Origin of the sequence: Amycolatopsis alkalitolerans (assembly GCF_006152065.1) — a bacterium.
Lineage (GTDB): Bacteria > Actinomycetota > Actinomycetes > Mycobacteriales > Pseudonocardiaceae > Amycolatopsis_E > Amycolatopsis_E alkalitolerans.
The window spans coordinates 125,751-137,812 of the sequence record NZ_VDFW01000015.1 but is presented as its reverse complement, the minus strand read 5'-3'; the positions used below and the strand labels follow the sequence as shown (position 1 = coordinate 137,812).

Here is a 12,062-nt window from a genome sequence, read left to right as displayed (position 1 = left end):
GAGGCGCACGTGCTGACCTGGAGGTATGAGCGGTACATACACCCAGGTGCTGGACCGGGCCTTCGGCCATCCACGCGGCCTGCTGGGCAGGATCGGCGGCGCGGTGATGGCGTGTGGCAATGCCGCGACCGAGCGCCATGTGGTGAGCGTGGCGAGACTCACGCCCGGTGAGACGGTCCTCGTCATCGGACCCGGCCCCGGGGTCGGGCTGCGTGCCGCCGCCGGAGAAGGGCGCACGATCATCGGTGTCGATCCGTCGGAAGGGATGCTGGCGCTCTCGCGGGGCCGGTGCCCGGAGGCCGAGCTACGGCTCGGCACAGCCGAGCGGACCGGGCAGCCGGATGAGTCCGTCGACGTCGTGCTGAGCGTCAACAACGTGCAACTGTGGGAAGACCGGGACGCGGCGTTCGCCGAACTGCGCCGCGTGCTGCGCCCCGGCGGCCGTCTCGTGCTTTCGGCACACGAGAGATGGCTTCCCGTGCCGCGCCACGTGCTGGCCGGCGAGGTCACCGCCGCCGGGTTCACCGATCTGCAGACCTGGACCTGGGAGCCGCCCGGTTTCGGTGCGATGGCCGCGCAGCTACGCGCCCGGGTTGCCTAGTGCCGCTGGTCCCGGACGTCGGTGCGTATCGGGTGGTCCTCGGGCACCTCGACGAGCACGATCGGGAGCCCGTCGGGGTCGCGGATCCAGGCTTCCCGCAGGCCCCACGGTTCGAGTTGGGGACCGCGCTCGGGGGTGACCCCGGCCCCGGCGAGTTCCTCGACGGCCGCGGCCAGGTCGCGCACCTGCATCCACACGGCGACGTTCGGCGAAGCGGTGCCGTCGCCGCGAGCGGAGACTTCGAGCAGGCCCTGGCCGAGGAAGAAGACCGTGCCGCCGGGGAAGGTCCGGTAGATCGCGAGCCCGAGCACGTCGCGGTAGAACGCGGTCGATGCGTCCGGGTCGGTGGGCCGGATCAGGATCCGGCTGCTCAGCACCTCCATGTCTCCTCCGTACCGCACCGCTCACGACACGGCAATCGCGGCGATTCCGGTGAGCACCACGCACGAGCCGAACAGGCGGCGGCCGGGGTGGGCCTCGCCGAGCACGCGCCAGGCGGCGATCCCGCCAAGGACGATGCTGATTTCGCGGGATGGCGCGACCAGGCTGACCGGCGCGAGGCGCATCGCATAGAGGACGAGTACGTACGCCACGGGCGAGAGCACCCCGACGAGGAGGATTTCGCGCCAGTGCCCGCGCCAGAGCGCCGTGAGATCCCGCTGCCGCACGGCGACCGGGGCGAGCAGGGCGCTCTGCAGCAGTGCACCGGTGCTGAAGTAGACCAGTGGCGGGACGGCGAGCGCGGTAACGGAATGGTCGTCCCACAACGTGTAGGCGGCGATGGTCGCGCCGGTGAGCAGGCCGTAGGCGATGCCGGCCCGGCGAGCGCGCGGATGGGCCGTGGATCGGCCCGAGCCGATCACCAGGACACCGGCGATCACGAGCAGTGCCCCCGCGAGTCCCAGCAGGCCCGGCCGTTCACCGAGAAGCACGACGGCCGCGACGACCGACAGCAGCGGACCGCTGCCCCGTGCGAGCGGGTACACCACGGACAGATCGCCGACGGCGTACCCGCGTTGCAGCACGATTCCGTACAGGACATGGAAAATCGCGGTGAGGATGGCCGCGAGCAGCCAGGTCCACCGTGGCCGTTGCGCTTCGACGGTGAGCGCCACGGCGGCGACGGGAAGGCACACAACGGCGCTGACGGTGTAGTAGAGACAGACGAATCGCGCGCCTCCACCGGGAACCCGCTTGGCAGCGAGGTTCCACCCCGCGTGGATGACCGCGGCGGTGAGGACGAGGGACAGGGCGGTGCCGTTCACAGGGGCCTTTCCACCTTTCCGCGGGCACGGAAGGTTCAGGCCCTCTAGGCTTTTGTCCCGTCAGGTGTACCGGCCGGGTGCCGTCCCCGGCGGGCCGGTGCCGCTCGGACCAGGCCCGCCGCCCCTGGTTGTGGGTGGGTGAGCGCGGGGCGGCAGCGGAACCCTAGGCACTACGCAGGCGAGGGTACACCTGCTGGTAACCTTGTCGGTCGTTGCCGTGTGGCATTCCGCCAGGGAGGAAGCCCGGTTCGCCGGAGCCACGAAAACGCGGCGGCGAGCAAGCCGAAACGATCAAGGAGCGCCCGCGTGGCCAACATCAAGTCCCAGATCAAGCGCATCGCGACCAACGAGAAGGCGCGCCAGCGCAACCAGTCGGTCAGGTCCTCGGTGAAGACCGCGATCCGCAAGTTCCGCGAGGCCGCTGACTCGGGCGACAAGGAGAAGGCGATCGAGCTGCAGCGTGCCGCGTCCCGGCAGCTGGACAAGGCCGCCAGCAAGGGCGTCATCCACCGCAACCAGGCCGCCAACAAGAAGTCGGCGATGGCCAAGCGCGCGAACGAACTCTGATCCACTTTCGCTTCCCGAGGCCCACCGCGCCCAGCGTGGTGGGCCTCGTGCTGTGCGGCCAGCGGAGGTCGCGGGCGTCGGCGAGGCTGCGGGGTGTTGGCGCAGGCCGCGGGCGTTGGCGAGGCCGCGGCCGACGCAGGCCGCCGTTGGCGCAAGTCGCGAGCGTTGGCGAAGCCCCGGGGTGTTGGCGCAGGCCGCCGTTGGCGCAGACGGCGATCGACGCAGGTCGCGGGCGTTGCCGAGGTCGCAGGGTGTTGGCGACGCCGCAGTTGGCGCAGGCCGCAGGCGTTGGCGAAGCCCCGGGGCGTTGGCGCAGGTCGCGGGCGTTAGCGAGCCCGCACTTGGCGGACGTCGCGATCAGCGCAGGCGACAGGCATTGACGAGGCGCGGCCAACGCAGGTCGCAGTTGGCGCATGCCGCACTGGGCGCACGTCGCGATCAGCGCAGGCCGCGGGCGTTGGCGCAGGTCGCGGGTGCTGGCGAGCCCACACTTGGCGCAAGTCGCGACCAGCGCAGGCCACAGGCATTGACGAGGCCGCGGCCAATGCGGGACGCGGTCAGCGCAGGTCGCGGGCGTTGGCGAGGTCGAGGATCGCCCGTTCCAGCGCGTAGGCCGGATCGGCGGCGGCGCCTTTGACCTCGGCGTTCACCCGGGCGACGATCGCCATGGCCTGGTTGAGCCCGGCCGCGCCCCAGCCTCGTGACTGTCCCTGCGCCTTGCGGATCTTCCAGGGCGGCATGCCCAGCTCGCCCGCCATCTGGTTCGGGTTGCCGCGGCCGGCGGCGGAAACGCGCGCAATGGTCCGGACCGCGTCGGCGAGCGCGTCGGCCACCAGGACGTGCGGCACACCGATCTGCTCGGCCCACCGCAGCGACTCGAGCGCGGCGGACCGGGCCCCGGCGACGGCGTTCTCGGCCACCACGAAGCCGGTCACGTCGGCGCGGCCGCGGTGGTAGCGGCGCACCGCGTCCTGATCGACCTTGCCACCCGAGTCGGCGACGAGCTGCGCCGCGGCGGACGCGAGTTCCCGCAGGTTGGAGCCGACCGCGTCGATGAGCGCGGCGACGGCCGCCGCGTCGATCCGGCCGCCCGCCTGCCGGATCTCGTTGCGTACGAACGCTTCCCGCTCTGCAGGCTTGGTGATCTTCGGGCAGTCCGCGATCTGGGCACCGGCCTTGCGCAACGCCGCCGGCAGCGCCTTGGCGGCCTTGCTCCGGCCACCACCGCTGTGCACGACGACCAGGACGACACCGTCGGCCGGCGACTTCAGGTACGCCAGCACGGCGTCGGCCAGCTCCTGCGCGATGTCCTGTGCGGAGTCGAGCACGATGACGCGCCCCTCACTGAACAGCGACGGGCTCACGAGCTCGGCGAGCGCCGGCGCGGTGAGATCGGACACGCGCACCCTGGTCATCTCGGCGGCAGGGTCGACCAGCCGCGCGGAGTCCAGCGCGGCGCGCACGGCCCGCTCGACGAGCAGTTCTTCCTCGCCCAGGACGAGGTGCAGCGGCGACGTGGTGGTGGCTGGCGCGGTCACCCCTCGATCCTGCCACGGTGCCGCTGCCAGCAAGGGGGCATGGCGTGGACCGCGGTCCATGTCGTATGTTTGTTACGGCCGCGTTGCCCTCGGTGGCGCGCCGACAACCGAATACAGCTCATCCAGAGGGGCAGAGGGAACGGCCCGATGAAGCCCCGGCAACCGGCGTCAGCCTGTCATCTCGATTCCGCGAGGTAGCTGACGACCACGGTGCCAATTCCGGCCTGCGAGAGCGGGACAGATGAGGAAAGGACCTCGCGATGACTGCAGCTCTGAGTACCACCAAGCGCACGCTGGACCTCGGCCCCGCCGTGGAGCTCGTCTCCAAGGAGGAGGGGCACCGCCAACCCTTGGCCCCCGAGTTCGTCTGCATCGAGGACTTCTCCCCGCTCGAGGTCGCCTACGACTTCGGCCGAGTCCGCCGTGAAGACATCGAAGCCGGGCCGCGGAGCATCTGGCGGTACAAGAAGCTGCTGCCGGTCCCTTCGAACGTCGAGGAGATCCCGAACACCGAGCCGGGCTGTACCAGGCTGGTGCGCGCCGACCGCCTCGCCAAAGCCCTGGGCCTCAAGCGGGTCTGGGTCAAGGACGACACCGGCAACCCCACCCACTCGTTCAAGGACCGGGTGGTCGCGGTCGCGCTCGCCGCGGCCCGCGAGTTCGGCTTCGACACCCTCGCCTGCCCGTCCACGGGCAACCTCGCCAACGCCGTCGCCGCCGCGGCGGCCCGCGCCGGCTGGCAGTCGGTCGTGCTCATTCCCTCCTCTCTCGAACGTGCCAAGGTCCTCACCACCGCCGTATATGACGGCAACCTGATCGCCGTCGACGGCAACTACGACGACGTGAACCGCCTCGCGACCGAACTCGCTGCCGAGCACGAGACCTGGGCGTTCGTGAACGTCAACGTCCGCCCGTACTACTCGGAGGGCTCGAAGACACTCGGTTTCGAGGTCGCCGAGCAGCTGGGCTGGCGCCTGCCGGAGCAGATCGTGGTGCCGATCGCCTCGGGTTCGCAGCTGACCAAGGTGGACAAGGGCTTCCGCGAGTTCGGTCAGCTCGGCCTGGTCGAGCCGACCCCGTACAAGGTGTTCGGCGCGCAGGCCACCGGCTGCTCCCCCGTCTCGACCGCCTTCCGCAACGGCCACGACGTGGTCCAGCCGGTCAAGCCCGACACCATCGCGCGTTCGCTCGCCATCGGCAACCCCGCGGACGGCCCGTACGTCCTGGACACCGTCACCCGCACCGGCGGCGCGATCGAGGACGTCTCCGACGAGGAGATCGTCGAGGGCATCCAGCTGCTGGCCCGCACCGAGGGCATCTTCACCGAGACCGCCGGCGGCGTCACCGTCGCGACCACGAAGAAGCTCATCGAGACCGGCAAGCTCGATCCGGAGGCCGAGACCGTTCTGCTCATCACCGGTGACGGGCTGAAGACACTCGACGCGGTGGAAGGCCGGATCGGTCCGAAGGCGACGGTCCCACCGTCCACGGACGCGGTGCGCGCCGTCCTCGAAGGCTGAGCTCACTTTCCCCTGCGCACCACCGCCGGTTCTCCGTTGTCGGCGACGACCGCCGTGTCGCCGTCGGTGTCGGTACGGGTGACCAGCGCGCCATCGGTGACAAGCGCGTCCACAGTGGACTTGCTCGGATGGCCGTAGTCGTTGCCCGCGCCGACGCTGATGAGCGCGAGCCTCGGAGCCACGGCGGCGAGGAACCGCGGATTGGAGAAGCGGCTTCCGTGGTGGGGAACCTTCAGCACCTCCGCGTGGAGATCCGCGCCGCCGTCGAGCAAATCGCCTTGCGCCAGCAGTTCGACGTCACCGGTGAGCAGCACGCGGCCGGCGGGCGTCCGCGCGCGCACCACGACCGACGCGTTGTTGATGTTCGTTCCGTCCGCGTCATCGTGCTGCTGGGAACCGATGTGCCGCGGTCCGATCACCTCCATGGACAGTCCGGGCCAGTCGAGTCGCTGACCGAGTTCGAGTTCCAGCAACGGCACGCCGTGCCGATCGGCGACCTGCCTCACCTGCCGCCACGCCCATTCGGGCATCCGTCCCGGGCCGACGGCCACCGCACCGACCGAACGCCCGTCGAACACCGATTCCAGCCCGCTGATGTGGTCGGCGTGCAGGTGGCTCAGCACCACCAGCGGCACCCGGTCGACGTCCAGCCGGGCCAGGCATTCGTCCACCGGCCCTGGCTCGGGCCCGGTGTCCACGACGATCGCCCGCCCGGGCTCGGCCGTCGCGAGCACTTCCGCGTCGCCTTGGCCGACGTCGCACGCGACCATGGCCCAGCCCGCCGGCGGCCAACCGGGTCTGATCATCCGCACCGGGACGACGATCAGCAGCACGCACACCAGCGCCAGCGCCAGGCCGACCCGAAACCGTGGCCGCCGGAGGACGACGACCAGCACCGCCACGGCGACGAGCGCCAGCAACCCGCCCCACCAGCCGCCGGGCCAAGGCAGGACCGCACCGGGAACCCGGGACGCATGGCGAGCCACGAGCAGCAGCCAATGAGCCTCGGGGCCCGCGGCGAGGGCGGGCAGCGTCGCGGCGGCCGGCCAGAACGTGGCGATCAGTGCGGTCAGCACGCCCAGGACCGTTGCCGGGGCGACCACCGGTGCGGCCAGCACGTTGGCCGCGATCGACACCACGCTGACCTGGCCCGCCATCCCCGCGATCACCGGTGCGGTCACCAGGAAGGCGGCCAGCGGGATGGCGAGCCCTTCCGCCAGCCCGGGCGGCATCCCGCGCCTGGTCATCGTGTCGACCCAGCGCGGCGCCAGCAGCACGAGCCCTGAGGTCGCGACAACCGACAGCGCGAAGCCGAAGCTCACCGCCATCGCCGGGTCGTAGACCACCAGCACGCATACCGCCGCGGCCAACGCGGGCAAGGCCGACCGTCGCCGCCCTAGTGCCAAGGCCAGCAGACCGACCACGCCCATCGCACCGGCCCGCAGGACGCTGGGCTCACCGCCGGTGAGGACGACGAAGCCGACAACCACGAGACCTGCCACCATCGCGGACAGCCTCGGCCCCACCCGCAACGCGCGGAGTAGCAGCAGCACCGCGCCCGCCACCACCGCCAGGTTGCTGCCACTGACCGCCATCAGGTGGGACAGCCCGGCATCGGTGAACTCGCGCTGGACCTGCACCGGCACCCCGCTGGTGTCACCGACGACGAGCCCTGGCACCAACCCTGCCGCGTCCTCGGACAGAACCGAACATGCCCGCCGGAGCGCTTCGCGTGTGGACTCGGCCGCCCGTTGCCACCAGGACGGATCCGTCACTGCGACCGGCGGCCCACGAACGTAGACGGCGGCGACCGTCAGGTCCGCGTCACGGGGTAAGGCGAGCGAGCCCATGGCTGTCACGTCCTGCCCCGGCAGCAGCTTCGACCACGACTGGAAAGGCGCGAGCAGGACGACACGGCCCCTCGTCGCGACGGGCTCACCCGCCGACTCGGCCAGGCGAACCGTCGCCTTGACGACGACGGACCGGGGCCCTGCCTGCTGGCCCGCGTAACCGGCTGACTCGATGGGCTTCGGGCGTTCGTCCACAGTGGCGCGCACCGTGGCCGTCATGTTTCGAGCGGCCAATGTGGACAGTGGATCGTGCTGCGCCTGGCACAGGCGGACAGCGAGCGGGCCCGCGAGCACCAGGCCCGCGACCATCAGCGCACCGGCGCCGGCGAACCACCGCCGATTGCTCGCCCGCCACCGCCACGCCAGTACCACCGCGACGGCGAATGCGGCCAGGCCGCCGGCCAGCGCGACCCACCAGTTCCACAGCAGCCCGGTCAGTACGCCGAGCCAGAGCACGAGCGCCGACGGGACGAGCCGGAAATCCTGCCATACCGGCGGTTTGACCTCGATCCGCATCAGACCGTCACCTCGTCACGCAGCCGCGCGAACTTGGCCGCGCCGATGCCGTCGACCTCCTGAAGCTGGTCGATCGAACTGAACGAACCGTGCTCCGTCCGCCAGTCGATGATTCGTTTCGCGGTGACCTCGCCGACACCCGGCAGCGAGTCGAGTTGCTCGGCCGACGCAGTGTTCAGGTTGACCTTCCCCGGCGCCGCAGCGCCGCCGGCCTGCTGGGGCACGGCTTGCGGCGGCGCGGGAACGCCGACGTAAAGCTGCTCGCCGTCGGACAGCTTCCTGGCCAGATTGAGCGTGGTGAGGTCGGTGCCGTCCAGGGCCCCACCCGCCGCGCCCAGCGCGTCGGCCACGCGGGCACCGGCCGGGATGGTTACCAGGCCAGGCGAACGCACCTTGCCGACGACGCTGACCACCAAGGAACTCGAGGCCGCCTTCGACGGGGCCGCCGGCTTTTCCCGCGCGGCCGGCAGCAGTGGGGCGTGTTCCTTCGGCGGACCGCCACCGAGCAGCAGGACCGAGCCACCGACAAGGACGGCCACGACGGCGAACACGGCGAGGACCACCGTGAGCCGGCGACGGGCCGGACTTCGGGTGAGCGCCGGTGGCACCCACCGTTCGACGAGCCGTCCCGCGAGCGGCGGTTCGCGCCCGGCGGCCAGCGCCTGATCGGCAAGCTGGCGGAGCCGCTCGCGCGCCTGGAGGACCGGTGGCTGGGGAAATTTCTGCTCGAACACACGATCGACCGTACGGGGAGATGGTACGGGTAGGACAGTGGGAATCGGTGCCGCTGTGGACAAGTGGGGGTATGTGGACAAGTCAGCCGCGAGACGCGGATCCCGTGCCGCGCAACCACTTCACCGCCCGCGTTCACGGCTTTCGCTCGGATCCCGCTGAACCACCACGCCGATGACACCGGGCCCGGTATGCGCACCGATCACCGCGCCAAGTTCGGACACCAGGCAGCCTTCCGGGATCCGCAGCCGCTCCTCCAGCCGGTTGGCCAGTTCGGCGGCACGCTCCGCCGAGGCGAGATGGTGCACCGCGACCTCCACCGGCTCCCCTCTCGCCGCCTCCTCCGCCACGTCCACCAGCCGCGCCATCGCGCGATGCATGGTCCGGACCTTCTCCAGCGGCTCGATACGCCCGTCTTCGATGTGCAGCAACGGTTTCACCGCCAGCGCGGTCCCCAGCAGCGCGGCCGCGGCACCGATGCGCCCGCCCCGGCGCAGGTACTCGAGTGTTTCCACGACGAACACCGTCTTCGACGACCGTACGGCCGCCATCGCGGCCTTCTCGACCTCCTCCGGCGTGGCGCCGGCCGAAGCCGCCGTCGCGGCGTGCAACGCGGCGAAGCCGAGCCCCATCGCGGTGCCGCGCGAGTCGACCACCCGCACCACATCCGGGCCGACCTCCTGCGCAGCCAGCACTGCGGACTCCCAGGTGCCTGAGATCTGGCTCGACAAGTGCAGCGACACCACTGCGTCGGCGCCCTCGGCCAGCGCCGCGCGGAACGTCTTCACGAACTCGCCCGGTGTGGGCCTCGACGTCGTCACAATCCGCTTCTGGGCCAATGCCTCCGCAAGCGCGGCCGGACCGACATCGACGCCGTCCAGCGCCGCTTCGCCGTCGATCAGGACGTGCAGCGGGACCACCCGGATGGAGAACCGCTCGGCGAAGCCCTCGGGCAGGTGGGCGGTGGAGTCGGTGATGACGGCGACCGGCACGCCGCCAGCCTACGGGTCGCCGGGCCCCGCGTCCGGGGCGAGCAGCGGACCGAGCAGCGCGGCCATCGCCTTGCCCACCGACGCGTGCCCTTCCCACCCCCAGTGCATCCCGTCCGGATTCCCGCGGCCGCTGAGCACGTGCTCACCGACGATGGCCGGCAGGTCCAGCAACGGCACGCCGGTCCGCCGCGCCCAGGCTGCCATCGCCGCCGCGGCACCGGGGCGAGCCGCGTGCACGCGCCCGTAGGAGTCGGCGCGATGCACGCTCGGAAGGACCCCGGCGATGGGCAGCTCCGGCCGGAGAATCCGCAGAGCCCGGACGGCCGTGTCCAGGTAGTGGACGGTCAGTTTCGCGGGGAGCGCGGTGGGACGGCCGCGTAACGCGACAGCAAGACGCGGCTGTGCGGCGAGGTACGCCTTGCGGGCGGCTCGGCGGAGCCCGTCGGGGCGCAGGTAACGCAGGCCCGTGCGCAGATACGTCGGGAGCGGCGAGGGGACGGTGTCCATACTGCCGATCGCCAGCACGACCGCGTCGACATGCTGCAGATCCGCCCAGACCCGGGGATCGCCGATGAGGGACCACCACAGGTCGCGCGCCGTCCACCCGAAGCCCGCGATCAGGTCCGCGTTGCCGCCCAGCGCCGCGGCGGTGACGTTCAGCCACAGGCGCGGTTCATCGGCGGCGCACGGGCCGTCCGGGCCGTGGAAACTCAGTGAATCACCGAAGACGAGCAGCCGGGGCACGGTCAGCCGTACATCCCCGCGTTGTACGCGGCCAGCCGCCACGCGCCGTCGCGACGGCCGAGCTCGACCCAGTGGCAGTTGCGGATACCACCCAGCTGGGGCCACACCTCGACCGGCAGTCCGAGCAGTCCCGCGGTGAGCGCCGTGATGAGGCCGCCGTGCGCGGCCAGCAGGACGGTCTCCTGCCGCTCGGTCTCCGATAGCAGGTCGTTGACGACCTCGCCGGCCCGCTCCGCGACCTCGACCCGGGATTCTCCGCCGGGTGGGGCCCACGTCGCGTCTACCCGCCAGCGGTCCCGTTCGCCCGGCCAGCCCGCGTCGACCTCCGCCCCGGTCCGCCCCTGCCATTCGCCGAGATGCGTCTCGCGCAGCCGTTTGTCGATCCGGAGCGGCACCCCCATGGCCTCGGTGAACACCGTCGCGGTGTCGGTCGCGCGGCGCAGGTCGGAGGCGATGACCAGATCGGGACCGAACTTCGCGAGGGCCGGGACCGCGAAGCGGGCCTGATTCCAGCCGACCTCGGTCAGCGACGAGTCGAGATGGCCCTGCATCCGGCCGGCCGCGTTGTAGTCGGTCTCCCCGTGCCGCCAGAGCACGAGGCGCCGCAAACTCACCGCGCATCTCCGGCTTCGGACAGCTCGGGGACCTCGATCCGCGGGCAGTCCTTCCACAGCCGCTCCAGGCCGTAGAACGAACGTTCCTCGTCATGCTGGACGTGCACCACGACATCGACGTAGTCGAGCAGCACCCAGCGACCTTCGCGCGCGCCTTCGCGGCGGACGGGCTTGTGACCGGCCAGCCTCAGCTTCTCCTCGACCTCGTCGACGATGGCGCCGACCTGGCGCTCGTTCGGCGCGGACGCGATCACGAAGATGTCGGTGATCACGAGCTGTTCCGAGACGTCCAGCACCACGACATCGGTGGCCTTCTTGTCGGCCGCCGCGTGGGCGGCCACGGTCGCGATCTCACGGGCCTGGGACGTTGCTGCCACTCTTGCTCCCTCATGGCTGGGCATCTGCCGGCGCACCGAGGGTACCTGGCCTGGCGGGTGTCCGGTTCGCGACGGCTTCCACGGGACGTTCCAGATCGGCCAGGTCGTCCCGGTCAGCGGCCCGGCGGTCGCTCACTCCGGCTTGCGGTACAGCTTGCGCTTGTCGATGTATCGCACGACACCGTCGGGCACCAGGTACCAGATCGGCTCGGCGTTTTCGACCCGCTCCCGGCATGCGGTCGACGAGATCGCCATCGCGGTGACCTCGACGAGGCTCACCTTGCCGCTGGGCAGATGGTGGTCGTTGAGCCGGTAGCCGGGCCGCGTGACGCCGATGAAATGTGCATAGGTGAACAGTTCGTCGGCGTTGTGCCAGGTCAGGATCTGTTCGAGCGCGTCGGCGCCGGTGATGAAGAACAGGTCGGCGTCCGGGTACTCGCGGTACAGATCACGCAGCGTGTCCACGGTGTAGGTCTCGCCGCCGCGGTCGATGTCGACCCGGCTGACGGAGAACACGGGGTTGGAGGCCGTCGCGATCACGGTCATCAGGTAGCGGTCCTCCGCGCGCGTGACCACGCGGCCGACCTTCTGCCACGGCTGCCCGGTCGGCACGAAGATGACCTCGTCGAGCCCGAACCGGGCCTGGACCTCGCTGGCGGCGACGAGGTGCCCGTGGTGGATGGGATCGAAGGTACCGCCCATGACCCCGATACGCCGGTGTGACATACGAGCAGCGTATAGACCAA

General features: G+C 71.0%; 13 protein-coding genes and 1 riboswitch. Of the genes, 3 read left to right on the top strand and 10 right to left on the bottom strand.

What is annotated here, in order from left to right; translation table 11 throughout:
• The first annotated feature begins 25 nt into the window (after positions 1-25).
• The gene (locus FG385_RS18470; protein WP_139098007.1) at positions 26-601 is read left to right on the top strand and encodes a class I SAM-dependent methyltransferase; all 576 of its coding nucleotides are present in this window, start codon (positions 26-28) and stop codon (positions 599-601) included.
• Here the strand turns inward: FG385_RS18470 and FG385_RS18465 are convergent.
• Both FG385_RS18465 and FG385_RS18460 read right to left on the bottom strand, forming a co-directional pair.
• The gene (locus tag FG385_RS18465; protein ID WP_139098006.1) at positions 598-984 is read right to left on the bottom strand and encodes a VOC family protein; all 387 of its coding nucleotides are present in this window, start codon (positions 982-984) and stop codon (positions 598-600) included. The two genes, FG385_RS18470 and FG385_RS18465, sit on opposite strands and share 4 nt — an antisense overlap.
• Before the next feature lie 21 nt (positions 985-1,005).
• Positions 1,006-1,866 carry an EamA family transporter gene (locus FG385_RS18460; RefSeq protein WP_139098005.1) on the bottom strand — a complete coding sequence of 287 codons (861 nt, stop codon included), beginning with the start codon at positions 1,864-1,866 and terminating at the stop codon, positions 1,006-1,008.
• A 306-nt stretch (positions 1,867-2,172) separates the two neighbouring features.
• On the opposite strand from FG385_RS18460, the gene rpsT reads away from it, so the two are divergent.
• Positions 2,173-2,433 (top strand): 30S ribosomal protein S20, encoded by a 261-nt coding sequence (gene rpsT / locus FG385_RS18455; RefSeq protein ID WP_139098004.1) that lies wholly within the window; start codon positions 2,173-2,175, stop codon positions 2,431-2,433.
• 557 nt (positions 2,434-2,990) lie between these two features.
• Here rpsT and holA read toward each other — a convergent pair.
• Positions 2,991-3,971 (bottom strand): DNA polymerase III subunit delta, encoded by a 981-nt coding sequence (gene holA / locus FG385_RS18450; RefSeq protein WP_139098003.1) that lies wholly within the window; start codon positions 3,969-3,971, stop codon positions 2,991-2,993.
• Between the two features lie 115 nt (positions 3,972-4,086).
• Positions 4,087-4,219, top strand: a riboswitch (SAM riboswitch).
• A 12-nt stretch (positions 4,220-4,231) separates the two neighbouring features.
• Between holA and thrC the strand changes: the two genes are divergently transcribed.
• Positions 4,232-5,491, top strand: a complete 1,260-nt coding sequence (thrC, locus tag FG385_RS18445; protein WP_139098002.1) for a threonine synthase — start codon at positions 4,232-4,234, stop codon at positions 5,489-5,491.
• 2 nt (positions 5,492-5,493) lie between these two features.
• Here the strand turns inward: thrC and FG385_RS18440 are convergent, their stop codons facing one another.
• The 7 genes from FG385_RS18440 to nadD form a co-directional block, all read right to left on the bottom strand.
• Positions 5,494-7,857, bottom strand: a complete 2,364-nt coding sequence (locus FG385_RS18440; RefSeq protein ID WP_139098001.1) for a ComEC/Rec2 family competence protein — start codon at positions 7,855-7,857, stop codon at positions 5,494-5,496.
• Positions 7,857-8,591, bottom strand: coding sequence for a ComEA family DNA-binding protein (locus tag FG385_RS18435; protein WP_139098000.1), 735 nt, complete (start codon positions 8,589-8,591; stop codon positions 7,857-7,859). Before FG385_RS18435 ends, FG385_RS18440 begins: the two co-directional genes overlap by 1 nt.
• A 120-nt stretch (positions 8,592-8,711) precedes the next feature.
• Entirely contained in the window at positions 8,712-9,581 is an 870-nt protein-coding gene (locus FG385_RS18430) for a DegV family protein (RefSeq protein WP_139097999.1), read from the bottom strand.
• 9 nt (positions 9,582-9,590) lie between these two features.
• On the bottom strand, positions 9,591-10,325 hold the full coding sequence (gene octT, locus FG385_RS18425; RefSeq protein WP_139097998.1) for a diglucosylglycerate octanoyltransferase: 735 nt from the start codon (positions 10,323-10,325) through the stop codon (positions 9,591-9,593).
• A gap of 2 nt (positions 10,326-10,327) precedes the next feature.
• A complete protein-coding gene (locus FG385_RS18420) occupies positions 10,328-10,939 on the bottom strand; it encodes a histidine phosphatase family protein (RefSeq protein WP_139097997.1) in 612 nt (203 codons plus the stop codon).
• Complete coding sequence (gene rsfS, locus FG385_RS18415; RefSeq protein WP_139097996.1) at positions 10,936-11,316, bottom strand: ribosome silencing factor; 381 nt, start codon at positions 11,314-11,316, stop codon at positions 10,936-10,938. The genes FG385_RS18420 and rsfS overlap by 4 nt, the downstream gene beginning before the upstream one ends.
• A gap of 132 nt (positions 11,317-11,448) precedes the next feature.
• Positions 11,449-12,042 (bottom strand): nicotinate-nucleotide adenylyltransferase, encoded by a 594-nt coding sequence (gene nadD / locus FG385_RS18410; RefSeq protein ID WP_139097995.1) that lies wholly within the window; start codon positions 12,040-12,042, stop codon positions 11,449-11,451.
• Between the last annotated feature and the right edge of the window lie 20 nt (positions 12,043-12,062).

Coding starts and splice junctions, on each gene's coding strand:
- FG385_RS18470 (WP_139098007.1), top strand. CDS start 26: ATGAGCGGTACATACACCCAGGTGCTGGACCGGGCCTTCGGCCATCCA.
- FG385_RS18465 (WP_139098006.1), bottom strand. CDS start 984: ATGGAGGTGCTGAGCAGCCGGATCCTGATCCGGCCCACCGACCCGGAC.
- thrC (WP_139098002.1), top strand. CDS start 4,232: ATGACTGCAGCTCTGAGTACCACCAAGCGCACGCTGGACCTCGGCCCC.
- FG385_RS18440 (WP_139098001.1), bottom strand. CDS start 7,857: ATGCGGATCGAGGTCAAACCGCCGGTATGGCAGGATTTCCGGCTCGTC.
- nadD (WP_139097995.1), bottom strand. CDS start 12,042: ATGTCACACCGGCGTATCGGGGTCATGGGCGGTACCTTCGATCCCATC.